At 43.6% G+C, this 25383-nt stretch carries 27 protein-coding genes and 1 riboswitch; of the genes, 22 read left to right on the top strand and 5 right to left on the bottom strand.

All coding sequences use genetic code 11. From position 1 onward, the window contains the following. The first annotated feature begins 17 nt into the window (after positions 1-17). Positions 18-1499: a potassium/proton antiporter gene (locus tag P8596_RS20350; RefSeq protein WP_224522008.1), complete on the top strand. Its 1482-nt coding sequence runs from the start codon at positions 18-20 to the stop codon at positions 1497-1499. A gap of 52 nt (positions 1500-1551) precedes the next feature. Here the strand turns inward: P8596_RS20350 and P8596_RS20345 are convergent, their stop codons facing one another. Next, positions 1552-2178, bottom strand: a complete 627-nt coding sequence (locus P8596_RS20345) for a YczE/YyaS/YitT family protein (RefSeq protein ID WP_061809726.1) — start codon at positions 2176-2178, stop codon at positions 1552-1554. Between the two features lie 233 nt (positions 2179-2411). Continuing rightward, positions 2412-2549, bottom strand: a complete 138-nt coding sequence (locus tag P8596_RS20340) for a YuzL family protein (protein ID WP_279724851.1) — start codon at positions 2547-2549, stop codon at positions 2412-2414. A 432-nt stretch (positions 2550-2981) separates the two neighbouring features. On the opposite strand from P8596_RS20340, the gene P8596_RS20335 reads away from it, so the two are divergent. From P8596_RS20335 to sufB, 21 genes are all read left to right on the top strand, one after another. Further along, positions 2982-5366, top strand: coding sequence for a 3-hydroxyacyl-CoA dehydrogenase/enoyl-CoA hydratase family protein (locus tag P8596_RS20335; RefSeq protein WP_279724850.1), 2385 nt, complete (start codon positions 2982-2984; stop codon positions 5364-5366). A 37-nt stretch (positions 5367-5403) separates the two neighbouring features. Beyond that, entirely contained in the window at positions 5404-6582 is a 1179-nt protein-coding gene (locus P8596_RS20330) for an acetyl-CoA C-acetyltransferase (protein WP_279724849.1), read from the top strand. A gap of 68 nt (positions 6583-6650) precedes the next feature. Then, positions 6651-8435: an acyl-CoA dehydrogenase FadE gene (locus P8596_RS20325; RefSeq protein WP_254652262.1), complete on the top strand. Its 1785-nt coding sequence runs from the start codon at positions 6651-6653 to the stop codon at positions 8433-8435. 134 nt (positions 8436-8569) lie between these two features. Further along, positions 8570-9349, top strand: coding sequence for an SDR family NAD(P)-dependent oxidoreductase (locus P8596_RS20320; RefSeq protein ID WP_279724848.1), 780 nt, complete (start codon positions 8570-8572; stop codon positions 9347-9349). A 31-nt stretch (positions 9350-9380) separates the two neighbouring features. After that, positions 9381-9683, top strand: coding sequence for an ArsR/SmtB family transcription factor (locus P8596_RS20315; RefSeq protein ID WP_034764033.1), 303 nt, complete (start codon positions 9381-9383; stop codon positions 9681-9683). A 113-nt stretch (positions 9684-9796) separates the two neighbouring features. Continuing rightward, entirely contained in the window at positions 9797-10153 is a 357-nt protein-coding gene (locus P8596_RS20310; RefSeq protein ID WP_279727039.1) for an arsenate reductase family protein, read from the top strand. 128 nt (positions 10154-10281) lie between these two features. Then, entirely contained in the window at positions 10282-10665 is a 384-nt protein-coding gene (gcvH, locus tag P8596_RS20305; protein WP_034764028.1) for a glycine cleavage system protein GcvH, read from the top strand. A 93-nt stretch (positions 10666-10758) separates the two neighbouring features. Beyond that, positions 10759-10995, top strand: coding sequence for a YusG family protein (locus P8596_RS20300; protein WP_034764025.1), 237 nt, complete (start codon positions 10759-10761; stop codon positions 10993-10995). Positions 10996-11172: 177 nt separating this feature from the next. Beyond that, on the top strand, positions 11173-11532 hold the full coding sequence (locus P8596_RS20295) for a toprim domain-containing protein (RefSeq protein ID WP_082197523.1): 360 nt from the start codon (positions 11173-11175) through the stop codon (positions 11530-11532). Positions 11533-11534: 2 nt separating this feature from the next. After that, positions 11535-11852: a thioredoxin family protein gene (locus P8596_RS20290; RefSeq protein WP_061809721.1), complete on the top strand. Its 318-nt coding sequence runs from the start codon at positions 11535-11537 to the stop codon at positions 11850-11852. 515 nt (positions 11853-12367) lie between these two features. Then, a complete protein-coding gene (locus P8596_RS20285) occupies positions 12368-12718 on the top strand; it encodes an SCP2 sterol-binding domain-containing protein (RefSeq protein WP_229594697.1) in 351 nt (116 codons plus the stop codon). 112 nt (positions 12719-12830) lie between these two features. Then, positions 12831-12937: riboswitch (SAM riboswitch) on the top strand. A gap of 151 nt (positions 12938-13088) precedes the next feature. Further along, a complete protein-coding gene (locus P8596_RS20280; RefSeq protein WP_279724846.1) occupies positions 13089-14111 on the top strand; it encodes a methionine ABC transporter ATP-binding protein in 1023 nt (340 codons plus the stop codon). Continuing rightward, entirely contained in the window at positions 14108-14776 is a 669-nt protein-coding gene (locus P8596_RS20275; protein WP_279724844.1) for a methionine ABC transporter permease, read from the top strand. Before P8596_RS20280 ends, P8596_RS20275 begins: the two co-directional genes overlap by 4 nt. A gap of 15 nt (positions 14777-14791) precedes the next feature. After that, positions 14792-15616: a MetQ/NlpA family ABC transporter substrate-binding protein gene (locus tag P8596_RS20270; RefSeq protein ID WP_279724843.1), complete on the top strand. Its 825-nt coding sequence runs from the start codon at positions 14792-14794 to the stop codon at positions 15614-15616. A gap of 723 nt (positions 15617-16339) precedes the next feature. Beyond that, positions 16340-16705 carry a carboxymuconolactone decarboxylase family protein gene (locus tag P8596_RS20265; RefSeq protein WP_079532028.1) on the top strand — a complete coding sequence of 122 codons (366 nt, stop codon included), beginning with the start codon at positions 16340-16342 and terminating at the stop codon, positions 16703-16705. Positions 16706-17034: 329 nt separating this feature from the next. Continuing rightward, positions 17035-17181 (top strand): YuzK family famiily protein, encoded by a 147-nt coding sequence (locus tag P8596_RS20260; protein ID WP_167562138.1) that lies wholly within the window; start codon positions 17035-17037, stop codon positions 17179-17181. 533 nt (positions 17182-17714) lie between these two features. Then, a complete protein-coding gene (gene sufC / locus P8596_RS20255; RefSeq protein ID WP_279724842.1) occupies positions 17715-18500 on the top strand; it encodes a Fe-S cluster assembly ATPase SufC in 786 nt (261 codons plus the stop codon). A 17-nt stretch (positions 18501-18517) separates the two neighbouring features. Next, on the top strand, positions 18518-19828 hold the full coding sequence (gene sufD / locus P8596_RS20250; protein ID WP_279724840.1) for a Fe-S cluster assembly protein SufD: 1311 nt from the start codon (positions 18518-18520) through the stop codon (positions 19826-19828). After that, entirely contained in the window at positions 19828-21057 is a 1230-nt protein-coding gene (locus P8596_RS20245) for a cysteine desulfurase (RefSeq protein ID WP_279724839.1), read from the top strand. The genes sufD and P8596_RS20245 overlap by 1 nt, the downstream gene beginning before the upstream one ends. Next, the gene (gene sufU / locus P8596_RS20240; RefSeq protein ID WP_034763670.1) at positions 21047-21487 is read left to right on the top strand and encodes a Fe-S cluster assembly sulfur transfer protein SufU; all 441 of its coding nucleotides are present in this window, start codon (positions 21047-21049) and stop codon (positions 21485-21487) included. Before P8596_RS20245 ends, sufU begins: the two co-directional genes overlap by 11 nt. Before the next feature lie 38 nt (positions 21488-21525). After that, a complete protein-coding gene (gene sufB, locus P8596_RS20235; protein WP_034763673.1) occupies positions 21526-22923 on the top strand; it encodes a Fe-S cluster assembly protein SufB in 1398 nt (465 codons plus the stop codon). 315 nt (positions 22924-23238) lie between these two features. Here sufB and P8596_RS20230 read toward each other — a convergent pair whose 3' ends face one another. From P8596_RS20230 to hxlA, 3 genes are all read right to left on the bottom strand, one after another. Then, a complete protein-coding gene (locus P8596_RS20230; RefSeq protein ID WP_279724838.1) occupies positions 23239-23958 on the bottom strand; it encodes a 3-ketoacyl-ACP reductase in 720 nt (239 codons plus the stop codon). 115 nt (positions 23959-24073) lie between these two features. Continuing rightward, positions 24074-24631, bottom strand: coding sequence for a 6-phospho-3-hexuloisomerase (hxlB, locus tag P8596_RS20225; protein ID WP_279724837.1), 558 nt, complete (start codon positions 24629-24631; stop codon positions 24074-24076). 8 nt (positions 24632-24639) lie between these two features. Beyond that, positions 24640-25272 carry a 3-hexulose-6-phosphate synthase gene (gene hxlA, locus P8596_RS20220; RefSeq protein WP_224522020.1) on the bottom strand — a complete coding sequence of 211 codons (633 nt, stop codon included), beginning with the start codon at positions 25270-25272 and terminating at the stop codon, positions 24640-24642. Positions 25273-25383 lie beyond the last annotated feature (111 nt).

Raw genomic sequence — 25383 nt, 5'->3', positions numbered from 1 at the left:
AAATAAGAGGCGATATTATGGAAATAACCATTGATAATTTGACCCTGCTCCTTGGCCTCTTGCTGTTGGTCGGTGTGATCACCGCTAAATTCTCCACACGATTAGGTGTCCCCTCATTGATTCTGTTCATCATCGTGGGAATGGTCTTAAATACATACTTCTTCTTTGATAATGCCCCTATGACCCAATTCATCGGTACGCTTGCACTCATCATCATTTTGTTCGAGGGCGGACTTCAGACGAAATGGGGGAATGTGCAGAAGGTGTATAAGCCCGCCCTAACACTTGCAACCATCGGGGTGGTCGCAACCACCGTATCCATCGGGGTGGCAGCAAAGTATATACTCGGCGTGAGCTGGCTTGAAGGGATGTTATTTGGGGCTATCGTCGGGTCAACCGACGCTGCAGCAGTGTTTTCCGTACTTGGGAACAAAAACATCAAACCGAAGATATCTGCCACACTTGAAGCGGAGTCCGGCAGTAATGACCCCATGGCCATTTTCTTAACCGTTGCATTTTTACAATTGATTCAATTCCCTGGATTGAATCCCGCTTCCCTGATCCTGAGCTTCTTTTGGCAGATGGGAATGGGCTTGGTACTTGGACTGGTCCTGGGTCTCGCATCCGTGTGGATCATCAATCGAATCAATCTGGATTCATCCGGACTGTATCCGGTCCTGTCCATCTCCCTTGCCATATTCACTTATGCCTTCACAAGCATTCTGGAGGCGAGTGGTCTCTTGGCCGTGTATATCATGGCAATCGTCGTCGGGAATAAGGAACTCACCTACCGCCATTCCATTGTCCGCTTCAATGAAGGATTTGCGTGGATGATGCAGATCGTCATGTTCATCCTCCTGGGATTGCTGGTCTTCCCACAGCACCTTCCGGGGATAGCTTGGCAGGGAATCATACTTGCGATTCTGTTGATTGTAGTAGCGAGACCTCTCGGAGTCTATTTAAGCTTAGCGCTGGCGAAGAACTTCACCACTAAAGAGAAATTCTTCATATCATGGGCAGGCTTAAAGGGCGCGGTCCCGATCGTATTGGCAACGTATCCGATGGTGGCAGGAATTGAAAACAACGAAGTCATCTTCAACGTCGTGTTTTTCGTCGTGCTGCTCTCTGCTCTCATCCAGGGAACGACCATCTCCCCTCTGGCCAACTATCTTAAGCTTGCAGGAGAAGAAAAACCGCCGGTCGCCCACAGCATCGAAATCGTTTCCATCGGGAAAACAAATAATGAAATGCTTGAAGTCCTCATTAATGACGATGCCTCTATTACAAACAGGATGATTAAAGACATCGAACTCCCTGAAAAAACGTTGATCTCTGCGGTCATCCGACACAATGAATTGATCACTCCCACAGGGGATACCATGATTAAAGCAGGCGATACACTTTATGTAATGGCCGATAAAAGTCAGAGAAAGCGTGTCAATAAACTGTTGAATGAAAAAGGGAATGTAAGCCCCTCAACAAAAGTTGATCCAGTATGATAGAAAAAAAGCAATCTTCCATTTTGGAAAGATTGCTTTTTTTAAATGAAGATCAGTCAGCAGAAACAGCTGCTTTTCCCATTGTTTTTTTCTCGAAGAGCTGTTCGAATAACGGGAAGCTGTACTGAACCACGAACCCTAAAGTGAGGGTGACAATGATCGTCCCGATTCCGATATCCCCTTTAAAGAGAAATGCCAGGGAAAGGGCAAACCCTTCACTGATGATCCGGGAGTTACGAAGGTTTAACCCGAAACGTGTATGGATGGCTACCATAAGAGTATCCATCGGACTCGCTGGAAACTTCGCCTGAAGGTAAATCGCAATTCCAAGCCCCATCGTCAAGATCCCGGAAGCCAGGGCAACCAGCTGATTCAAGAGCATCCCGGGTGCATAATTGTTAAAGACAACAAGCAGCCAAAAATCGATTAAAAGGCCAATGACAAGAATTGATCCTGCCGCGAGGACATCAGGTTTCTTTTTCATAATGAGGGCATTGAGACCGATCAACACAATCCCATTGATAAATACGGCCGTCCCAACGGTAAATCCGAACATATTCGACTCCCCGACTGCGAGGGCATCCCAGGCAGAAGCTCCGAGGCCCGACTTAATGATCAGGGCAACCCCCATCGTTAAAATGAAAAGTCCAATCGTAAAAAACAAAAATCTGCGCTTCATTCACATAGTCTCCTTATCTGTAAACGTTATCATTCATATACTTAAAAAAACAGACGTGCTACTTTGACTGTGATGCTGGTGGTAAAGTAGGAGGTCTGACGTCTTTAAATTGATAGTAATAGTTTACTGTAAAATGAACGGGAAGGCAAAGTTAATTTTTGTATGGGAGAGGGGAGGACGCTAAATAAAAAAACAGCACCCGATCATTTTTTATCAGGTGCCATCTCCCATTCCTATGGTTGCTTCTTAGATTGATTGTTTTGACTGTTTCGCTTGCCGCCGCCGTCCATCTCAACCGTCGGACCGGCATCCCCCTTCACACTCGCTGCACTAACCCCAGCCTTAGAAGGATTCTTCTTCTGCTTCGCCATCTTGAACACCTCCACCCCTAACATTCCCGGATCCCCAAAAAAATATGAGGGACGGACCTCCAATTTTCAGTGGAAACGAAGACGCCAGAGCATGAAAACCCTTTGATATCGGGCTTGGCATAAAAAATGGGAGCAGAAATGGTCGTCTACCCAAGGTCCGTCCCTCCAACATTTCATATATATAATAGGAGGGGATAGGTTGGCGCTTGTGTGTAGGCACGTGGACTTGGGTGGGTGAATAGGCTGGTTTAGACGATTGCCCATGTAGGTTCGGAGAGACAATAGTGAATTTTTTGTAAATTTAACTCTTTAAATATTGCGATATTTTAGAATTTCCGATATATTAGATGTAACAGGAACTCATTCGAGTCTTTTTTTTAAGTGAAAAATGAATGAGTATTCATTCAAAGTGTGTATAAGGGGGAAATACCATTGGTTCGTAGAATTCAGAAAGCCGCAGTGTTAGGATCAGGAGTCATGGGTTCAGGAATAGCCGCGCATCTTGCAAATATCGGCATCCCGACAATGTTATTAGATATCGTACCAAGAGAATTGACAGACGAACATAAAGCAAAGGGATTGACAGAAGAGAGCAAGGCGTTTCGCAATCAGTTTAGTGAAAACGCTTTAAAAAAGCTCTTTAAGCAAAAACCGGCACCATTGATGTCCAAACAGAATGCTTCACTTATTACGGCAGGTAACTTTGAGGATGACCTTCAATATATAAGCGATTGTGACTGGGTCATCGAAGTGGTCGTTGAGAATCTGGATATTAAGAAGAAAGTATTCGAACAAGTGGAACGCTACCGCAAGCCGGGGAGCATCATCAGTTCCAATACGTCAGGGATTTCGATCGAAGCGATGTCAGAAGGGCGCACAGAAGATTTTCAAAAGAATTTCTTAGGAACGCATTTCTTCAATCCGCCAAGATACTTGAAACTCCTTGAAGTGATTCCGACGAAGAAGACGGATCCTGAAGTCGTGAGCTTCATGAAGGCATTTGGTGAAGATGTCCTCGGTAAGGGTGTCGTCATGGCGAAGGATACGCCAAACTTCATTGCGAACCGTATCGGAACGTATGGCTTACTGATCACGGTGCAGGAAATGTTGAAGGGTGGCTACTCTGTAGGGGAAGTCGACTCCATTACAGGACCGACGATCGGAAGACCGAAAAGCGCCACTTTCCGTACACTTGATGTCGTAGGTCTTGATACATTCGCACATGTTGCAAAAAATGTGTATGACCAGGTCGAAGGCGAAGAACAGAAGGTGTTCGAAGTACCGGCATTCATGCAGAAAATGCTTGAAAACGGCTGGCTTGGAAGTAAGAGCGGGCAGGGCTTCTTCCTTAAGAAAGGGAAGGAAATCCTGGAGCTTAATCCTGAAACGATGGACTATCAGCCCCGTCAAAAGCTGAAAACAGCTTCACTTGAAATGGCGAAAAATGAAAAAGGCTTAAAAAATAAAGTCAAGTCACTTGTTTATGCAAAAGATCAGGCAGGATCCCTACTGTGGAATATCGTGTCTCCGGTCTTAACGTATTCAGCCGAGCTGCATGGTGAAATTGCCGATGACATCGTGGGCATCGACCAAGCCATGAAATGGGGCTTCGGTTGGGAAATGGGACCATTTGAAACATGGGATGCAATCGGAGTTGAAAAGTCAGTAACCCGTATGAAGGAAGAGGGCCGCACTGTACCACAGTGGGTGGAGACGATGCTTTCAGAAGGCAACTCCACATTCTATAAAGAAGAAAACGGTAAGCGTTACTTCTATCACAATGGCGAGTATCGACTTGTAGAACGTAACCCGAAGGCAATTGACTTAAAGGCGCTGAAGAACTCAGGAAAGCTCATCAAAAAGAATTCCGGTGCAAGCCTGATTGACATCGGGGACGGAATCGCCCTTCTTGAATTCCATTCCCCAAATAACGCCATCGGCATGGATATCACGCAAATGATCAATTTTGCCGTTGATGAAGTAGAGAAGAACTACAAAGGTCTCGTCATTGGAAACCAGGGCAAGAACTTCTGTGTCGGAGCAAACCTTGCCATGATCCTTATGGAAGCACAGGATGACAATGTCTTTGAAATTGACATGGTCGTGAAACACTTCCAGCAGGCGATGATGAAGATTAAATATTCCTCTAAACCAGTTGTTGCAGCACCATTCGGTATGACATTAGGCGGAGGAAGTGAAGTCTGCCTACCGGCTGCCCACATCCAGGCTTCCATGGAAACGTATATGGGATTGGTTGAAGTCGGTGTAGGATTGATCCCTGGGGGAGGCGGAAACAAAGAGCTTTATATGAAGCACTTAGCCAACCTGCCAAACGGTGTGGAATTCGATCTTCAAAAAGTGGCCAATAAAGTATTCGAAACGATTGCCATGGCGAAGGTCTCCACATCCGGTGATGAAGCAAGGGATAATAATTTCTTAAATAAAGCCGATGGAGTCAGCGTGAACAATGATCATTTACTATATGATGCAAAACAGGCAGCACTCAGCCTATATGAAGCAGGTTACTCGGCTCCGATCCGTAAAAAGGTTCCGGTCGTAGGTGAGCCGGGATATGCCACTCTTCTTCTTGGAGCTCAGTCCATGTTCCAATCAGGCTTTATTTCTGACCACGATCTGATGATCGCGAAGAAGCTTGCTTATGTGATTGCAGGCGGAAAAGTACCATACGGAACAGAAGTGGATGAACAGTATCTGTTGGATCTTGAAAGAGAAGCATTCCTAAGCCTTGTTGCACAGCCTAAGTCTCAGCAAAGAATGCAGCACATGCTTGTAAAAGGAAAACCATTACGCAACTAATTAGCGTTTCAATCATAGTAGAAAGCGGGGGAATATCATGCGCGAAGCAGTCATTGTCGCTGGTGCAAGAACACCAGTCGGAAAATCTCGAAAAGGATCATTGGCTCAGGTAAGACCGGATGATCTTGGAGCACTTGTAGTAAAAGAAACCCTTAAGCGTGCAGGGAATTATGAAGGGAACATTGATGACTTGATCATCGGGTGTGCCATGCCGGAAGCAGAGCAAGGGTTGAATATGGCACGGAATATCGGGGGACTTGCAGGTCTTCCTGATTCCGTACCGGCAATCACCATCAACCGTTACTGTTCATCAGGTTTACAATCCATTGCCTATGCGGCTGAAAAAATCATGCTCGGTCATTCTGACACGGCGATCGCCGGTGGAGCGGAATCCATGAGTCTTGTCCCGATGATGGGTCATGTGGTCCGTCCGAACTCGAAGCTTGCTGAAAACGCCCCTCAATATTACATGAGCATGGGTCATACAGCAGAACAGGTTGCAACGAAGTTCGGCGTATCCCGTGAAGATCAAGATGCCTTTGCCGTACGAAGTCATCAAAAAGCGGCCAAGGCGATCGCTGAAGGGAAATTCGATGATGAAATCGTCCCTGTTGATGTGCTCAATCGTTCAGTGAACGGTGAAAATAAATTCGTTGAGAAATCCTTCCAATTCACAAAAGATGAAGGTGTACGTGCCGGAACAAGTTCGGAAGTACTGGCTAAATTACGACCGGCTTTCAATGTGAAAGGCTCTGTAACGGCAGGGAACTCATCACAAACGAGCGACGGAGCAGCGGCAGTCATGGTGATGGACCGTGAAAAGGCAGGATCATTAGGTCTGCAGCCGATGGCGAAATTCAGAAGCTTCGCAGTAGCGGGTGTACCGCCTGAAATTATGGGAATCGGCCCTGTGGAAGCAATCCCACGGGCACTTAAAATGGCAGGACTAGAGCTTTCGGATATCGGATTATTTGAACTGAATGAAGCATTTGCTTCCCAATCGATCCAGGTCATCCGTCAGCTGGGATTGGATGAAGAACGAGTGAACGTGAATGGTGGAGCCATCGCTCTCGGTCATCCACTGGGATGTACCGGCGCGAAGCTGACTCTTTCACTGGTCCATGAAATGAAACGCAGAAACCAGCAATTCGGTATCGTCACCATGTGTATCGGCGGCGGAATGGGAGCAGCAGGTGTATTTGAATTAATCGGTTAACAGGAGGGACGGACCTCGATTCCCGAGGCCCTCTACTCTTTCAAAATATCATATTAGGGGGATTCGAAATGGCGAATCAAACAGAAAAGCTAATCAAGGGTGGAAGTTTTTTAATTGAAGATGTAAGCTTTGAGCAAGTTTTCACACCGGAGGATTATTCCGACGAGCAAAAAATGATTGCGAAAACGACAGAGGACTATGTGCTGAATGAAGTCGTACCTGTCATTGATAATCTGGAAAATCATGAGTTCGATCATTCTGTACGTCTTTTAAAAGAAGCAGGGGATCTTGGTCTTCTGGGAGCAGATGTACCTGAAGAGTACGGCGGACTGGGACTTGATAAAGTAAGTTCGGCTTTGATTGCTGAAAAAATGTCACGTGCAGGCGGATTCTCCATCTCTCACGGAGCTCATGTAGGGATCGGATCCCTTCCGATCGTCCTATTTGGTAACGAAGAGCAGAAGCAAAAGTATCTTCCTGCCCTTTCCACCGGTGAAAAATTAGCAGCCTATGCATTGACGGAGCCAGGTTCAGGTTCAGATGCACTTGGTGCGAAAACAACGGCTAAATTAAACGCAGAAGGTACGCACTACATCCTGAACGGAGAAAAACAATGGATCACAAACTCTGCATTTGCCGATGTGTTCGTTGTGTATGCAAAAATTGATGGGGAGCATTTCTCAGCATTCATCGTAGAAAAAGAATTCCCTGGCGTTTCAACAGGGCCTGAAGAAAAGAAAATGGGAATCAAGAGCTCATCGACTCGTACATTGATCCTTGAAGATGCTGAAATCCCAGTGGAGAACCTTCTTGGGGATGCCGGTAAAGGCCACATCATCGCCTTCAATATCTTGAACATTGGGCGTTACAAATTGGGAGTAGGCGCTGTCGGAGCAAGTAAACGTGCCCTTGAAGTAACGGTTCAATACACGAATCAGCGCCAGCAGTTCAAAACTCCGATCTCAAGCTTCAACTTGACGAAAGAAAAGCTTGCTACTATGGCGTCTAAATTGTACGCTGCGGAATCGTCCGTTTACCGTACAGTAGGATTATTCGAGGATCGCATGAGCAAACTGACGGATGAAGAAGTAAAGAATGGGACAGAGGTTGCAAAATCCATTGCGGAATATGCAATCGAGTGTTCACTAAACAAATTCTTCGCCACAGAAGTGCTTGATTATATCGTTGACGAAGGCGTTCAGCTTCACGGTGGATACGGATTTATGCAGGAATATGAAATTGAAAGAATGTACCGTGATTCCCGTATCAACCGTATCTTCGAAGGAACGAATGAAATCAACCGACTTCTTGTTCCAGGCACATACCTTCGTAAAGCCATGAAAGGTGAACTGCCATTACTTCAAAAAGCGCAGGCTCTTCAAGAAGAATTGATGATGCTTATGCCTGAAGAAGTGGGCGATGAGCCATTGGCACAAGAGAAGTACCTTGTGAAAAATGCCAAGAAAATCGGTTTGATGCTGGCAGGATTGGCTGCACAGAAATATGGTAAAGCCCTTGAAAAAGAACAGGAAATCCTTGTTAACATTGCGGATATCGTTTCACAAGCCTACGCAATGGAATCCGTTGTCCTTAGAACGGAAAAAGCGATTGAAAAAGGTGGAGTGGAGAAAGCGAAACAAAAACTTCTTTACACACAAATCTTCTGTCAAGAAGCTTTCAACGAAATTGAACAGCATGCAAAAGAAACGCTTGTGGCAACTGAAACTGGTGACACACTGCGCATGATGCTGTCAGCACTTCGTAAATTCACACGCCACACACCGATCAACGTGATCGCAGTGAAGCGTGAAGCGTCAGAAAAACTGATCGATGTAGAAAAATATGCACTGTAAGTAATGCAGGGACGGACCTCCGATTTGGAGGTCCGTCCCTCTTTTATTGACATTCCCTCTTTAATAAATTATTATATGTTTAAACACTTAAACGTTTAAGTGTTTAAACATATAATATAAGGTGGTCATAATAGATGAATAAAACGGTTTTAATTACAGGGGCTTCAAGCGGGATCGGACTGAACTTTTGTCATAAGTTTGCAAGCTCGGGCCATGACGTGATTCTGGCAGCAAGAAGCGAGGGGAAACTCCTGACTGTTGCAGAAGAACTCAAGAACAAATACGGTGTGAACACCTACGTGTTCCCCACTGATCTTTCCAAAGCCGGAGCAGCAAAAGAATTATATGAGGGCATCAAAGCTCACGGGCTTCAGGTTGATATCCTCATCAATAATGCCGGATTCGGATTATTCGGGGAGTTTGAAGAAACGGAGCTATCAAAAGAACTCGATATGATTCAAGTGAACATCACTGCCCTGACGGAGTTAAGCAAGTATGTTGGTAAAGAGATGGTAAGCAGGAAGCATGGTCAGATTCTGAATGTCGCATCCACAGCTGCCTTTCAGCCGGGTCCACTGATGGCGGTTTACTATGCAACTAAGGCCTATGTCCTGTCTTTCTCGGAAGCTCTTGCCAATGAGTGGGCCACGCACGGAGTGAAGGTGACGGCTTTATGCCCGGGTGCCACCCAAACAGGGTTCAGTGATGCTGCTGAACTTCAGTCTTCGAAGCTTTTTCAGTCAGGTGTGATGAGTGTGGAAGACGTGGTGGAAGAGGGATACAAGCAAATGATGACGAAGAACAAAACCGTAATCGTCCCGGGGATGAAAAACCGGATACTCACCCAGTCGATCCGGTTTATGCCCCGTAAAATGGTCACGAATATTGTTCGCAAGGTACAAGAACGGGTATAATGATACGTGAATGAGCAGAAGGGAGAAGGCTATGGGTCAAAAAGCAATCGATACATTCCGTGCTTGTATTCCATTATTCCAAGCGTTGAGTGATCCTTATCGTCAGGACATCATTTTACTTCTTGCCGAACAAGAACCTCTGACGGTCAATCAAATAACAGAAAATCTGACATTATCCCGACCTGCTGTGTCCCATCATCTAAAGATCCTAAGAGATCAGCAACTGGTGTCACTGGAGCAAAAAGGAACACAGCGTTTCTATTCTCTTGAGCTGGACAACGCAACCGTCCTCCTTAAAGAATTGGTACAAACCGTTGAAAATCAATGTGAGTAATGTTCCGGAAAAGAAGGATACTAACGAATATTGTCGAATGTAAGAAATAGATTCACAGTGACCGGATGGGCAATACACCCTATCCGGTACCTACCAGGAAAGGTGGTGCAATGATGTCATTGACTTTTTATTCTTACCCAAAATGCGGTACATGCCGCAAGGCAAAAAAGTGGCTGGAGGACCAGGGTCTCTCCATAGATGAAATACATATTGTAGAAAATCCCCCGTCAAAAATGGAGCTTAAAAGCCTGTACGAAAAGAGTGGGCTTCCTCTGAAGAAGTTCTTCAATACAAGCGGCAAAAAGTATCGTGAACTGGGTCTTAAAGATAAAGTGAATTCAGCTTCAGACGATGAATTATTAGAAATCCTTTCCTCTGACGGGATGCTGATCAAACGTCCGATCACAACGGATGGAAGCAAGGTGACCGTAGGTTTTAAAGAAGAAATGTTCGAGGAAACCTGGAAGTAAAAAAGGGTAAGTGATTTCCAAATCGTGGACGATGAAAAAGTTTCATTATTCACACTTAGTTTTCTTGCTTTTTCGATGAAAAGTGTGTCAATATTAGGTTGTATAACTAGCATTTGGAGGGATAGAGAATGAGTACACCGAAAGAACTTCGTTATTCAGAAGAACACGAGTGGGTCAAAGTTGAAGGGGAAAATGTACGCGTAGGAATCACATCATTTGCACAATCTGAGCTGGGCGATATCGTATTCGTCGAGTTACCTGAAGTTGGGGATGAAATCAAAGCGGACGAGCCTTTCGGCAGTGTTGAATCGGTAAAGACCGTTTCTGAGCTATACGCACCTGTTTCCGGTAAGGTTGTAGAAGTGAATGAAGAGCTGTCCGACAGCCCTGAGTTCGTGAATGAATCACCTTATGAAAAAGCATGGATGGTCGTTGTGGAACCAACAGACGCTGGAGAAGTAGACAAGCTGATGACAGCTGAAGAGTATGATAAAATGATCAATGAAGGATAATTTTCACCCGGACACCTTGAGGATTTCTCAAGGTGTTTTGTTTTTCTTTTTGGGCATCATATGGGTATTCGCAAAAAGAAAGGATGAATACGCATGGTACTTGAACCAAAGAAATTAGATGTCACAAGCAGGGTGACAGGCAGGCTAAAAAATGGTGAAGTCGAATTATTCCTCGACGGTCAGCCAATCGGTAAAACGTCCTTGCCCCTTGATGGACTGACAATGGAACCGAACTTCGAAGCAAAAGAAAATAAAATTTATCAGAACTATACTTCCACCGAAGGCCATGATGCAAGGTACACGGATTGCGACGAAGGTGGATGGTGTTAAAGGTGACCCGCGGTGCCAGATTCGTGTATGGATCTGGCACCATTTCTATAAGCAATGAAACAAACCACTTGCACTATTTTTTGTAAACATGAGAAAATATGAGTAGAAAGTGGACATCATCTCTTGTTATCTGAATATACTATCCTAATCTTATTTCTGAAAGATAAGGTGATGATCATGATGGAACTTGACGAAAAGGTAATCATTGTCGAAGGTACAACAGACAAGCGGAAAGTAAGAGACATAATCAAAGAACCGATTGAAATTATTTGCACAAATGGAACGATAAGCATCACCAAAATGGACGAACTCATCGATGAGCTGTTTGAAAGGGATGTATACATCCTCGTCGATGCGGATGATGCAGGGGAGAAGTTACGTAAACAATTCAAGCGTGAATTCCCCGAGGCGGAACACCTTTATATAGACCGGATGTATAAGGAAGTGGCCGCAGCCCCGGAATATCATCTTGCTTCCGTTCTCATTGGTGCCAATATCGATGTGCATAAAGAATATCTTGGAAAAAGGATGATTTAGTTTTGTTGGAGGTAAGCCAGACAGAAGAATTAAACGAATCGATCAGATCCCATGCGTTGGAAGCCGTTTATCTATATACACCGATGTGTGGTACATGTCAGGTCGCGGGTAAAATGTTGGAAGTGGTCGAGAAACTCCCCCAGTCATTTCATTTTGTGAAGGCGAACCTGAACTATCTGCCCCAATTTGCCGAAGAACAATCCATTGAAAGCGTCCCCTGCCTTCTTTTATTTAAAGATGGACAGGAAATGGAAAGAATCTATGCCTTTCAATCCGTCCCATTCCTATACGAAACCATCAACAAAATCCAAAACATCTAGTGGGGATAAGAGACCTTTATGAAAGGTCTTTTTATTTTGTCTTCACTTCTATTCTTCACCAGCTTTAGAAATAGGATGAAATTGCCCTCTCAACACATATGAATAAATGACTATTAAAACGAACTAATTTGAGAAGTACATTATTAGTGTTGATTGGAGCGGAAGATGCTCGACTCCTTCGGGAATAGCGGGAAAGTTGAGACCCCGCAGGGCGAAGCACGAGGAGGCTCAACTCACGCCCCGAAGAAAGCGAGCATCTGGAGCGGAAATCAACCAGCACGATGCTGATAAAAAACAGAAAAAATTTACGAAAGTAGTCATTTTCTTTCTACAAACGAGGACATATTTCTTGGGAAATGTTTCGAATCCCATCATTTTTTGACTGGTCATCACCCAATTTCTTACTGTTCGACAAATAAGATAAACTCATTCAAAACATGTCGAGAATGTCTAAAAGGAAAAAATACCTAAAAGTGGAATTGATACTATATAGAAGTTTCACTGGGAGGGTATTCATGCGAATCTATTTAGAGGAATTAGTAGATCAGTGTCATTCAAGGTATCACTTACGACTCTTATTTCCGGACAGCCCATTTGTTCTTCAGTTTCAATGTGAAAAGGAACGTTATGCAATCTCCATTTCAAACAGGCGGTGTACTGTATTGACTGATGGTAGCGGGGAATCGCATTTTGTCATTGAGGGACAAGAGCAGGACATGCTATCCCTACTAACAGGAGAAGAGCGATTGTCTCAACTGATTGAAAACGGCATCCTGGAAGTCAGGGGAGGATACCGCCAGCTGTTATTTGTAGAATCCATCCTCTGGCTGACAAGGTCCAGGGTCAAGGAACCGGTTCAAGTTTAAAAAACATAAGAAAAAAGAATTGACACATTTCTATTTTCGATGATAGAATCTCTCTTGTAGCAAATTTTCAGAGTCTTTAACAATTCAAAAAATTAAATAAATCGATACTTTACTCTTATTTAGAGAGGTGGAGGGACGTGCCCTATGAAGCCCGGCAACCGTCAATGAAAATTGAAATGGTGCCAATTCACTCAAAGCATTTGCTTTGAAAGATGAGAGAAAGGATAGTCCTATATATGATTATGCCTTTCTGCTTATCGCAGGAAGGCATTTTTTATTGTAAACGAAAAGGCTGTGGGGATTGCCCGGTATGTGCAACTGTAATTCTTATTAAAAAGGTCGTTTTACTCAGAAAGAAGGTGGAGACAGCATGATTACCATATCAGATGTGAAAAAAATCTATCAATCAAAATCTGGCCAGATTTCAGCCGTTGATGGCGTCACCATCGACATTGGCCAAGGGGAAATTTTTGGAGTGATTGGCTATAGTGGGGCAGGGAAAAGTACGTTGATCCGGATGCTCAATGGACTTGAAGTTCCCACGAATGGAACCGTGAACGTAAATGGACAGATCGTTTCCAAAGTGAAAGGGAAAGATCTTCGGCAGGCGAGGCAGTCAATAGGGATGATCTTTCAGCATTTCAATCTCCTTTGGTCGCGTACGGTACTTGAAAATATCCAGTTTCCATTAGAAATAGCCGGAGTTTCTAAGAAGGAGAGAGTGCGAAGGGCCAATGAATTATTGGAGCTGGTGGGATTAGAAGGAAGAGGAGACGCCTATCCATCCCAGTTGAGCGGTGGACAGAAACAGAGGGTCGGGATTGCGAGATCCCTTGCAAATAATCCCGACGTCCTTCTCTGTGACGAAGCCACCTCTGCTTTAGATCCGCAAACAACCGATTCCATCCTTGATTTATTGGTGGATATTAATAAACGTTTAGGTCTGACCATCGTCCTGATCACCCATGAAATGCATGTGATCAAAAAAATCTGCCATCGTGTGGCGGTCATGGAACAAGGGAAGGTGGTAGAACTAGGGGATGTTCTTGAGGTGTTCAGAAATCCTAAAGAGCAGGTGACAAAGCGATTTGTGAGAGAAGTATCTCAAGTGGAAGAAACAGGGGAAACAATCGATCACCTCGTAGCTCAGTATCCGGAAGGAAAAGTACTGAAATTCACCTTTGTTGGTGAATCGACTGAGCAACCGCTCATTACCAGCTTGATCCGAAGTTTCGACTTGGATGTCAATATCCTTCAAGGACAGATTTCCCAGACGCAAAAAGGGGCTTATGGTACGCTGTTCGTTCATCTTGATGGAAACGAAGAGACGATTTCTGCAGCCGTTGCCTTCGCTGAGGAACAGATGGTCAAAGTGGAGGTGATCGGAGGATGATAGAAAATATATTTCCGAATGTGGACTGGGAGAAGATGTGGGAAGCGACAGTTGAAACCCTTTATATGACGGGGATGTCAGTTCTGATTACCTTCGTAGTAGGACTGATTCTCGGGATCCTGTTATTTCTTACATCCAAGGAAAATTTATGGGAAAACAAGCTTACATATACGGTGACCAGTGCAGTGGTCAATGTATTCCGCTCGATTCCGTTCATTATCCTGATTGTATTACTCATTCCATTTACAAAATTCTTATTGGATACCATCCGCGGGGCGAACGCGGCCCTGCCCGCCCTGATCATCGGAGCAGCACCGTTTTACGCACGCATGGTGGAAATTGCATTGAGAGAAGTGAACAAAGGCGTCATCGAAGCAGCGAAAGCGATGGGAGCGAAGACTAGCACGATCATATGGAAAGTGCTTATTCCCGAATCTCTTCCGGCTTTGGTTTCAGGTATCACGGTAACAGCCATCGCCCTGGTGGGGTATACGGCAATGGCGGGTGTCATCGGTGCCGGGGGATTAGGAAACCTCGCTTACCTGGATGGTTTTCAACGGAGCAGGGAGGATGTAACCCTTGCCGCAACCATCATGATTTTACTCGTTGTATTTGCCATTCAAATCATTGGTGACTACTTCACAAATAAATTAGACAAACGATAAGAGGAGAGAAAACAGATGAAAAAATGGTTAGCAGGAATAGTAGCAGCAACAAGTATCTTTGGATTGGCAGCATGCGGGAGTGATTCCGGCTCTGGAAGCAGTGACGGGAAGGAATTAGTGGTAGGAGCGTCAAACGTTCCCCATGCGGAAATCCTTGAAAAAGTGAAACCGATTTTGGAAGATAAGGGAATCGACCTGCAAATTGAAACATATCAAGACTATATCCTTCCGAATAAAGACTTGGACAATGGTGATTTGGATGCGAACTACTTCCAAACCGTACCTTACATGGACTTGCAGATGAAAGAGAACGAATATGATTTCGTCAATGCAGGCGGAATTCATATCGAGCCAATCGGTGTATATTCCAAAAAGTATAAATCTCTTGAGGACCTTCCTGAAGGTGCCACGATCTTGATGAGTAATTCCGTATCCGATCATGGCCGCATCCTTACATTATTAGAGAAAAAAGGTCTGATCACGTTAAAGGACGGAGTGGAAAATACACAGGCACAGCTGGAAGACATCAAAGAAAATCCAAAAAAACTGAAATTCGATTATGAATACGAAGCGGCACTCCTTCCGCAAATGTATGAAAATGAAGAAGGGGACGCAGTTGTGATTAACTCCAACTATGCCATAGATGCAGGCTTGAAACCCCTGGAGGACTCCATCGCCATCGAAGACAGCAACTCCCCATATGTGAACGTAATTGCTGTAAATAAAGGTGACGAAAACAAAGAAGAAGTGAAAGAATTGGTCAAAGCCCTGCGCTCAAAAGAAATCCAGGACTTCATTAATGAAGAATGGGATGGAGCAGTTGTACCCGTAACGGAATAACAATAGAAAAGAGGCTGGGACATACCTTAATCCAATTCCTCTAAAGACGAATAAAGTGGTGACTACTTGTTACACCGCTATTGATTTCCGTGCAAGACTTCGCTTTCCTCGGGCGGAAGGCGAGCCTCCTCGTCGCTGTCGCTCCTGCGGGGTCTCACCTATTCCGCTTTTCCCGTAGGAGTCTTCGTCTTGCACTCCAATCAATAGCTAGATCCTGCTGTAAACACAAAATATGCATTAGCACTAATAATAAAAGCGCCATTCACCAAGGTTGTTGTTATTCATACACAGACAATAGTTTTCGAATGTTTGATTATTTGGGGTGTGGCGGTGCAAAATGAATCATTCACATCAAGTAAGAAAAGATATTTATATATTTAACGGTAATGGCTTACAGCAACTCATAGAAACAGAATTGGTGGATCTAATGTTGAAGCAAACTCGACATTACAATGTTATAGTGAATCACTTACGCTGGGAAATCAACCACTACTCACTACATTCAAAAATAATTATATTTACGTATACAGCTAAATAATAAATCCGAACGACTTCGAATTAAAAAAGAATTTTTCGAAAGATCGTTCGGATTTTCCTTTAACAAACACTCTTGTCCAGTCGCTTTCTTTTATCAAGTGGTATCGGTAACTTTTTAACATATTCATTTCCAAATTGGCTCATACTATTTTCGATGAATCTATTTTCGAAATGGAGTTGGATGAAATGCAGATGGAACCTAGAAACACAACCGAAGCAGCCCTTCATGATTATAAAATGGGACTTGGAATCTTCACTGAGAAAATGCCTGAGCTTGCAGAGCAATATAACACGTTTACAGAGCACTGCTTCAGAGAGGGAGTCCTTTCCAAAAAGGAAAAACAATTGATTGCACTTGGAATCAGCCTTTATTCTCAGGATGAATATTGTATTATCTACCACACAAAAGGTTGCCTGGATCAAGGATGCTCTGAAGAAGAGATCCTCGAAGCCATCGGAGTGACCGCAGCATTCGGCGGAGGAGCAGTCATGAGTCAGGCTGTCACGTTAGTACAGCAGTCGATTCAGGATTTGAATCAACTAAAGCAATGAGTGCTTAGAGAGGGAGTGATCCTTCTCTTTTTTTTATGAGATACTTTTTTAAAATGCATACCACTTTCGGTAATAAATATACATTAAGGCTAATAAAATTCCACCGGGACAGTATTATTTGGCAGTATAATGGCGGAATTTTGTGAAAACTTAAGGGTAGCCCCCGGGAATCAGGCTGACGGATAAATTTTAGAAAAAATGATGAAATACCGGTTTTGTCTTGTGAACGAGGGGGTAGTATAGTTGTAAAGTAATTAAAAACCCGAAAGGAATGATTCATTATCGACTCTCTTGAGAGTATCTCGTACACAAGTGAAATGGAGAAGGCAATGCATGGAGCCCATGGAATAGGTTATGAGGTGTACAAACGAAAGCATGAAGTCAGAATGCAAGTAGAGAAGAAAAGAGAGCAGGATTACAAAGAAAGCCGCCGAATGATTGCTGCACTTGATCGCAGGGTGCACGCTAATATATAATAAGGAAGAAAAAAGGAGACCAGTGTAGACGATGCACTGGTTTTTTGTTTTTAAAAATAAAATTTGTGGTGATTATAGGAAGCTCAAGCTTTGAAAATTGATTGGAGCGAAAGGTGCTCGACTCCGACGGGAATAGCGGGAAAGCCTGAAAAGCGGAGGTGGCTTGCTCAGCCCATTTAGCTTATGACCTCGAGGGGCTAGCCACCGTAGCTGGATCTTGAGACCCCACAGGGCAAAGCCCGAGGAGACTCAACTCACGCCCCGCGGAAAGCGAGCACCTGCAGCGGAAATCAAACCACTCGCTATATGAAAAGCGAAAGTTCTCTAAGAAAACAGGTCGTAGACAGCCTACATTTTCCTATCCCTTTTGGCCAACAATAGAAAGGGTTTATATCGTTCGATTAACATGAACTGACAACTTGAAAAAGTTGATAATAGCTTTTATTTGTTATAAGATTGTAATGAGAATAAATTGAGAATGATTAAAGAATTATATTCTTAAATTCATTATAAAGTCACGGAGGTAAATACACATGGCAGGTTCTACTTTAACAATTAAAGATCTTCATGTTGAGATTGAAGGAAAGGAAATCCTGAAAGGGGTTAACCTTGAAATTAAAGGTGGAGAAATCCACGCAGTAATGGGACCAAATGGTACAGGTAAATCAACTTTATCTTCTGCTATCATGGGTCACCCAAAGTATAAAGTGACAAAAGGAAGCATCACGTTCGACGGAGAAGATGTCCTTGAAATGGAAGTGGATGAGCGCGCCCGCGTAGGTCTATTCCTTGCAATGCAGTACCCAAGTGAAATCAGCGGTGTAACGAACGCAGACTTCTTACGTTCAGCGATCAACAGCCGTCGTGAAGAGGGCGAAGAAATTTCACTTATGAAGTTCATCCGCAAAATGGATTCTGAAATGGAATACCTTGAGATGGACCCGGATATGGCTCAACGTTACCTGAACGAAGGATTCTCAGGCGGAGAGAAGAAACGTAATGAAATCCTTCAACTAATGATGATCCAACCTAAGATCGCCATCCTTGACGAGATTGATTCAGGTCTGGATATCGATGCGCTTAAAGTTGTTTCCAAAGGAATCAACAAAATGCGTGGGGAAGATTTCGGTTGCCTGATCATCACTCACTATCAGCGCCTTCTTAACTACATCACTCCTGATCACGTTCACGTTATGATGCAGGGACGCATTGTGAAATCAGGCGGCGAAGAATTAGCACAACGCCTTGAAGCAGAAGGATATGACTGGATCAAAGAAGAGCTGGGAATCAAAGACGAAACTGTCGGCCAAGAAGCGTAAGTGTTAGGGGGATGAAAATGACTGTAGAAACGAAACTACCAGTAGATCAAGACTATGTCAGCTCCTACTCAAAACAACTTGGAGAGCCGGAATGGTTAACAACCCTTCGTACAGATGCCTTTGATAAAGTAAAGGATCTTAGCCTTCCAGTTGCAGATAAAACGAAGATCACAAACTGGAACTTCACTCAATTCCAGAAGCATACAGTGGAAAGTGACGCGTTTTCATCATTGAGCGAGCTGCCTGAAGAAGCGAAAGCACTAGTTGATTTAGATAACAAAGATCAAAGTCTTTATATTCAACGGAATAATACACCTGCTTTTCTTTCACTATCGAACGAATTAAAAGATAACGGTGTTATTTTTACGGATATTTTTACGGCTGTGAAAGAACACAGTGAGCTTGTACAGAAGTACTTCATGACTGAAGGCGTAAAAGCGGATGAGCATAAGCTTACAGCCCTTCATGCTGCATTGATGAATGGAGGCGCGTTCCTGTACATTCCGAAGAACGTGGAACTCTCTCAACCGATTCAAGCGGTTTACGTTCACGACAATGCTGAAGTTGCGATGTTCAACCACGTATTGGTTGTAGCTGAAGATAACAGCTCTGTGACATATGTGGAGAACTATATCTCTACTGCAAACGTAGAAGATGGCGTTTATAACATTGTCACAGAAGTATTGGCAAACAATAACGCAAAAGTGGCATACGGTGCTGTGGACAATCTTTCAAGCGGGATCACGACTTACGTAAACCGTCGTGGAGTAGCTGCAAGGGATGCACGCATCGAGTGGGCTTTAGGGTTAATGAACGATGGTGACACTGTTTCTGAAAACGTGACGAACCTTATGGGCGATGGCTCTTATGGCGATACGAAAACCGTAGTCGTTGGTCGCGGCAAACAGAAGCAAAACTTTACGACCAAGGTTGTTCACTACGGTAAAAATTCGGAAGGATACATCCTTAAGCATGGCGTCATGAAGGACGAATCATCTTCTATCTTCAACGGTATCGGTAAGATCGAACATGGTGCTTCAAAGTCAAATGCAGAGCAGGAATCACGCGTATTGATGCTTAGCGAAAAAGCACGTGGGGATGCGAACCCGATCCTTCTGATTGATGAAGATGACGTAACGGCAGGACACGCGGCTTCAGTAGGGCGAGTGGATCCACTTCAACTTTACTATCTAATGAGCCGCGGGATTCCTCAGCATGAAGCTGAACGTCTTGTGATTCACGGCTTCCTTGCTCCTGTGGTAAAGCAATTACCGATTGAAGGAGTCAAGAAACAACTGGTTGAGGTAATTGAAAGGAAAGTAAACTAATGGATGTAAAAGAGATTCGTAAACAATTTCCGATTCTCGCCCAGGAAGTAAATGGCCATCCACTCGTTTATCTTGATAGTGCCGCAACGTCTCAGAAGCCGGTTTCCGTCATAGAAGCAGTAAACGATTATTATCGTGGATATAACTCCAATGTTCACCGGGGTGTCCACACACTTGGGACGAGAGCGACAGATGGTTATGAAGGTGCCCGTGAAAAGGTCCGTAATTTCATCAACGCTTCCTCTACCCAGGAGGTCATATTCACCCGTGGGACGACGACAGCGATCAATACCGTCGCAGCTAGCTATGGCAGGACCAATGTTGGTGAGGGTGATGAAATTGTGATCACTCATATGGAACATCACAGTAATATCATTCCTTGGCAGCAGCTGGCGAAAGAAACGGGAGCAACGTTGAAATACGTTCCTCTCCAGGAAAATGGAACGATTGCGATCGAGGATGTAAGGGAGACCGTCACTCCTCAAACGAAGATCGTTTCCATCATGATGGTTTCAAACGTACTCGGTACGATGAATCCAATCAAGGAAATCACCAAGATCGCCCATGAAAATGGTGCCGTCATGGTGGTGGACGGAGCACAGGCTGCTCCACATATGAAGATTGACGTACAAGAGTTGGACTGCGATTTCTTCGCTTTCTCCGGTCATAAGATGGTAGGACCTACGGGGATCGGGGTATTATACGGCAAGAAAAAGCATCTGAATAATATGGAGCCGGTTGAATTCGGTGGAGAGATGATCGATTTTGTCGGACTTCAGGAATCCACGTGGAAAGAGCTTCCGTGGAAATTTGAAGGAGGCACTCCGATCATTGCAGGAGCCATCGGACTTGGAGCTGCCATCGATTTCCTTGAGCAGGTCGGTCTTCATAACATTGAAGAGCATGAGCATAAGCTTGCCGCTTACGCTTTGGATAAGATGAACGAAGTGGAGGGTATGACCATTTTCGGGCCAAGTGATCCCGGGCAGCGTGCCGGTCTTGTGACATTCAACATAGATGATGTACATCCCCATGATGTAGCAACCGTGCTTGACGCAGAAGGGATTGCCGTCCGTGCTGGCCATCACTGTGCACAGCCTTTGATGAAGTGGTTGAACGTATCCGCTACGGCGCGTGCCAGCTTCTATCTTTACAACACAGAAGAAGATATTGATAAGCTTGTTGCCGGCCTGGTGAAGACAAAGGAGTTTTTCAGCGATGTCTTTTAATAATTTAGATCAGTTATATCGACAAGTCATCATGGATCATTACAAGAATCCACGTAATAAAGGTTCTTTAGAGGATGGGAGCTTTACCATCGATATGAATAACCCTACATGTGGAGACCGTATTCACCTTACGTTAAAGGTTGAAGATGGTGTCGTTCAGGATGCGAAGTTCGATGGGGAAGGTTGTTCAATTTCCATGGCTTCTGCGTCCATGATGACACAGGCAGTCAAGGGGAAAGAGATCGAGAAGGCACTCAAGCTTTCCAAGATCTTCTCTGATATGATGCAGGGCAATGATTATGACGACGATGTGGATTTAGGAGATATAGAAGCATTACAAGGAGTCGCGAAATTTCCGGCCCGTATCAAATGTGCAACACTGGCCTGGAAAGCGATGGAAAAAGGAGTGCAGGAAGAAGAGCAGGAATAAGCTCTTCTCCGACTCTATTTAAGAATGGAGGAATCAACATGGCAAAGAAGATGCCTGAGATCGGAGATTATAAATATGGCTTTAGCGATAAAGACGTATCGATTTTCCGTTCTAAACGTGGTTTGACGCGGGAAATCGTTGAAGAAATTTCTCGTATGAAAGATGAGCCTAAGTGGATGCTTGATTTCCGTTTGAAGTCACTTGAGCATTTTTATAATATGTCTATGCCTCAATGGGGCGGAGACATGCAGGAACTGAACTTCGATGAGATCACTTACTATGTGAAGCCTTCTGAAAAGTCAGAGCGCAGCTGGGATGAAGTACCTGAAGAAATCAAGCAGACGTTTGATAAATTAGGTATTCCGGAAGCAGAGCAAAAATATCTTGCAGGGGTTTCTGCTCAGTATGAGTCAGAAGTTGTCTACCACAACATGCAATCAGATCTTGAAGATATGGGAATCGTATTCAAAGATACTGATTCGGCTCTTAAAGAAAATGAAGAGCTATTCCGTGAGCACTGGGCGAAGGTAATCCCTCCGACGGATAACAAATTTGCTGCCCTGAACTCAGCGGTTTGGTCCGGTGGATCGTTCATCTATGTTCCTAAAGGCGTAAAGGTGGATACACCACTTCAAGCTTATTTCCGTATCAACTCGGAAAACATGGGTCAGTTCGAGCGTACGCTGATCATCGTCGACGAAGGTGCAAGCGTGCACTATGTAGAGGGTTGTACAGCACCGGTTTACACAACGAACTCCCTTCACTCTGCAGTCGTTGAAATCATCATCAAGAAAGATGCGTACTGCCGTTACACGACGATTCAAAACTGGGCGAACAACGTGTTCAACCTGGTGACGAAACGTGCCGTATGTGAAGCGAACGCAACGATGGAATGGGTGGATGGAAACATCGGTTCTAAATTGACGATGAAATATCCGGCTGTCATCCTTAAAGGGGAAGGCGCCCGTGGTATGACACTATCCATTGCACTTGCAGGTAAAGGCCAGCACCAGGATGCAGGAGCGAAAATGATTCACCTTGCACCTAATACCTCTTCTACAATCGTTTCTAAATCCATCTCCAAGCATGGTGGTAAAGTAACGTACCGTGGAATTGTACACTTTGGCCGTAAAGCGGAAGGCGCACGCTCAAACATTGAGTGTGACACGCTGATCATGGATAATCAATCGACTTCCGATACGATTCCTTACAACGAAATTCTGAACGATAACATCTCGTTAGAACACGAAGCGAAGGTTTCAAAAGTATCAGAAGAACAATTATTCTATCTTATGAGCCGTGGTATTTCTGAGGAAGAAGCAACAGAAATGATCGTAATGGGCTTCATCGAGCCATTCACGAAAGAACTTCCAATGGAATATGCCGTTGAAATGAACCGCCTGATCAAGTTCGAGATGGAAGGTTCAATCGGATAATTCAAAAAAACCTTTTTAACACAGGGGTTTATGAACGTATAAATAGTAAAGATAAGGAGTCGAGCCTATTACGTGCCGACTCCTTCTCTTTTTGTGTATTCAGCAAACTTCTTTAATTCATCTACTTCAATCTTCTCTGTAATATCAAGATACTCATCTGCATCGATTACAACCTTTACATAGATTTGAGTGCAAAATTTCGAAATCGAAGCTTTTAAGGGTTGATTTAGAGAAAGTAATGTCCTTGTATCACTGATACATATAAGAGTTTTTTGTACGAACTAAAGAAGCAGACCCCACTGGATCTGCTTCGTTTTATGAAGGATTTGTTGACCATAATCCAGCTGTTTTAACGAATACTCTTGGATTAAATTTTAAACTAGCCACGACTAATTCTGCAAGGTCTTCTGGGTGCATCACGTTTTCTTCGTTGCCTTTAACAAGATTTGTATCAATGGCTAAATCTGTAACCACCGTACTAGGTGTTAAAGCAGTAACACGGACATTATGTTTTCTTACTTCTAGCATAAGTGATTCTGTTAGCCCTAAAACAGCGAATTTAGAAGCACTGTAAGCACTTGTAACTGGAGCACCTTTTTGGCCAGCAGATGAAGATATATTGATAATATCACCTGATTTTCTCTCAATCATACCTGGTAACACTGCTCTTGTTACATTATACACTCCCATTAAATTAACTTGGATGATTTTCTCCCATTCTTCAGGTGTTAGGTCAAGGAAGCCACCAAATTTTGCAACACCTGCATTGTTGATTAGGATATCGATTGGACCCAAGTTAGATGTGATGTGTTCAACCGCCTCTGAAACGGTTTCAAGATCGGTCACATCTGCTGTTGCAGCAGAAACCTTTACATCATATTGTCCAAGTTCAGAAGCAACGTTTTCAAGATTAGACATATTTAAGCCAATTAGTCCTAAATGAACGCCTTCTTTTGCTAAGGCGATAGCAGTAGCGCGTCCAATGCCTCTTCCTGCGCCAGTAACTATTGCAGTTTTTCCATTTAAAGAAATCATTTTATCACTCCTAAAATTTTTCAAATTGAAGTAGTTCTTTCTAACAGAAAGACCGCAACTTTCCATGGGAACAGCTTGCGGTCTTTTCTATTTAGAACTCAAGGGGATCATATATTTATTCTAGGTTGGCGTGTTTACCGTACATTTTATTGGTATCCAAGCCTTTTTTCTCCATGAACCGAAGAATCACAGCGTCGTAAAATAATAAAAGTGTTTGCTCAAATAATGAGCCCATTGGTTGAATCGTCTTAAAATCACTCTCCGACTGATCTTTAGGTGAGCCAGGCAACTTAATTGTGATATCCGCTAATTGTCCAATAGTGGACTCAGGGAAAATGGTTACAGCTGTAATCGTCCCACCGATGCTTTTTGCCTTCTCAGCCATGGAAACTAAACCATTCGTTTCTCCTGAACCTGATCCAATGATTAAGATGTCATCTTTTTCAAAGGTAGGGGTTACTGTTTCTCCAATCACATAGGCATCTATCCCCATGTGCATCATTCGCATGGCGAATGATTTGGCCATAAATCCAGATCTACCTGCGCCTGCAACAAAGATTTTTTTTGATTCAAGAATCCCATTAACTAATTTTTCAGCTTCATCATTCGAAATTAAATCTACGGAGCGATTTAACTCTTTTATGATTTCAGCTAGATATTGGGTTGTATTCATGATCTGAATTACCCTTGATTAATCATTTGTTGCATCTTGGCAGCAGCAGCTTTTTTATCAGCTTGCCCAGTAATCCCGCCACCTACAATGACAAGGTCTGGTTGTACTTTGATGACTTCTGGAAGTGTGTCTAACTTAATACCACCTGCGATTGCAGTTTTAGCATTTTTTACAACACCTTTGATGGTTTGTAAATCTTCAAAAGAGTTCTTTCCAACTGCTTGAAGATCGTAGCCAGTATGAACACAAATATAATCCACGCCCAAAGCGTCCACTTCTTTTGCACGTTCAGCAAGGTCTTTAACAGCAATCATATCAACAAGGATTTTTTTACCTTGTTTTTTCGCTTCTTCAACAGCACCTTTGATTGACATATCTTCAGCAGTTCCAAGAATTGTCACGATATCTGCACCTGCTTCAGAAGCTTTCATTACTTCATAACCAGCTGCATCCATGATTTTTAGGTCTGCTAATACCTTTAAGGTAGGGAATGCTTTTTTAACTGCTTTTACAGCATGTAGACCTTCGTTAATTACAACCGGTGTACCGATTTCAACGATATCAATATGTTCCTCTACTTCTTTTACCAGTTCAATTGCTTCTGGGATATTGACTAAATCTAATGCTAATTGTAATTCCATCTATATTCACTCCTATAATTTTTTTATTGTTGTTCAGTGATAATATCTCCAAAGTGTGATATTACTTTTACAGTAATATAATCCATATAATGCCTTAATTGTACTGCGAGC

The sequence above is a fragment of the Rossellomorea sp. DA94 genome (assembly GCF_029834455.1).
Taxonomy (GTDB): Bacteria; Bacillota; Bacilli; order Bacillales; family Bacillaceae_B; genus Rossellomorea; species Rossellomorea vietnamensis.
Note: the sequence above shows the minus strand (reverse complement) of the source record. Positions and strands in the feature narration are given on the sequence as shown.

What these genes read in the sequence shown, in the direction of transcription:
- P8596_RS20325 (WP_254652262.1), top strand. Translation starts at nt 6,651, where the DNA reads ATGGCGAATCAAACAGAAAAGCTAATCAAGGGTGGAAGTTTTTTAATT.
- P8596_RS20320 (WP_279724848.1), top strand. Translation starts at nt 8,570, where the DNA reads ATGAATAAAACGGTTTTAATTACAGGGGCTTCAAGCGGGATCGGACTG.
- P8596_RS20230 (WP_279724838.1), bottom strand. Translation starts at nt 23,958, where the DNA reads ATGATTTCTTTAAATGGAAAAACTGCAATAGTTACTGGCGCAGGAAGA.
- gcvH (WP_034764028.1), top strand. Translation starts at nt 10,282, where the DNA reads ATGAGTACACCGAAAGAACTTCGTTATTCAGAAGAACACGAGTGGGTC.
- sufB (WP_034763673.1), top strand. Translation starts at nt 21,526, where the DNA reads ATGGCAAAGAAGATGCCTGAGATCGGAGATTATAAATATGGCTTTAGC.
- P8596_RS20265 (WP_079532028.1), top strand. Translation starts at nt 16,340, where the DNA reads ATGCAGATGGAACCTAGAAACACAACCGAAGCAGCCCTTCATGATTAT.
- P8596_RS20330 (WP_279724849.1), top strand. Translation starts at nt 5,404, where the DNA reads ATGCGCGAAGCAGTCATTGTCGCTGGTGCAAGAACACCAGTCGGAAAA.
- sufU (WP_034763670.1), top strand. Translation starts at nt 21,047, where the DNA reads ATGTCTTTTAATAATTTAGATCAGTTATATCGACAAGTCATCATGGAT.
- P8596_RS20270 (WP_279724843.1), top strand. Translation starts at nt 14,792, where the DNA reads ATGAAAAAATGGTTAGCAGGAATAGTAGCAGCAACAAGTATCTTTGGA.
- sufC (WP_279724842.1), top strand. Translation starts at nt 17,715, where the DNA reads ATGGCAGGTTCTACTTTAACAATTAAAGATCTTCATGTTGAGATTGAA.
- sufD (WP_279724840.1), top strand. Translation starts at nt 18,518, where the DNA reads ATGACTGTAGAAACGAAACTACCAGTAGATCAAGACTATGTCAGCTCC.
- P8596_RS20275 (WP_279724844.1), top strand. Translation starts at nt 14,108, where the DNA reads ATGATAGAAAATATATTTCCGAATGTGGACTGGGAGAAGATGTGGGAA.
- P8596_RS20285 (WP_229594697.1), top strand. Translation starts at nt 12,368, where the DNA reads ATGCGAATCTATTTAGAGGAATTAGTAGATCAGTGTCATTCAAGGTAT.
- P8596_RS20315 (WP_034764033.1), top strand. Translation starts at nt 9,381, where the DNA reads ATGGGTCAAAAAGCAATCGATACATTCCGTGCTTGTATTCCATTATTC.
- P8596_RS20295 (WP_082197523.1), top strand. Translation starts at nt 11,173, where the DNA reads ATGATGGAACTTGACGAAAAGGTAATCATTGTCGAAGGTACAACAGAC.
- P8596_RS20280 (WP_279724846.1), top strand. Translation starts at nt 13,089, where the DNA reads ATGATTACCATATCAGATGTGAAAAAAATCTATCAATCAAAATCTGGC.
- P8596_RS20300 (WP_034764025.1), top strand. Translation starts at nt 10,759, where the DNA reads ATGGTACTTGAACCAAAGAAATTAGATGTCACAAGCAGGGTGACAGGC.
- P8596_RS20245 (WP_279724839.1), top strand. Translation starts at nt 19,828, where the DNA reads ATGGATGTAAAAGAGATTCGTAAACAATTTCCGATTCTCGCCCAGGAA.
- hxlA (WP_224522020.1), bottom strand. Translation starts at nt 25,272, where the DNA reads ATGGAATTACAATTAGCATTAGATTTAGTCAATATCCCAGAAGCAATT.
- P8596_RS20310 (WP_279727039.1), top strand. Translation starts at nt 9,797, where the DNA reads ATGTCATTGACTTTTTATTCTTACCCAAAATGCGGTACATGCCGCAAG.
- hxlB (WP_279724837.1), bottom strand. Translation starts at nt 24,631, where the DNA reads ATGAATACAACCCAATATCTAGCTGAAATCATAAAAGAGTTAAATCGC.
- P8596_RS20345 (WP_061809726.1), bottom strand. Translation starts at nt 2,178, where the DNA reads ATGAAGCGCAGATTTTTGTTTTTTACGATTGGACTTTTCATTTTAACG.
- P8596_RS20340 (WP_279724851.1), bottom strand. Translation starts at nt 2,549, where the DNA reads ATGGCGAAGCAGAAGAAGAATCCTTCTAAGGCTGGGGTTAGTGCAGCG.
- P8596_RS20260 (WP_167562138.1), top strand. Translation starts at nt 17,035, where the DNA reads ATGCATGGAGCCCATGGAATAGGTTATGAGGTGTACAAACGAAAGCAT.
- P8596_RS20350 (WP_224522008.1), top strand. Translation starts at nt 18, where the DNA reads ATGGAAATAACCATTGATAATTTGACCCTGCTCCTTGGCCTCTTGCTG.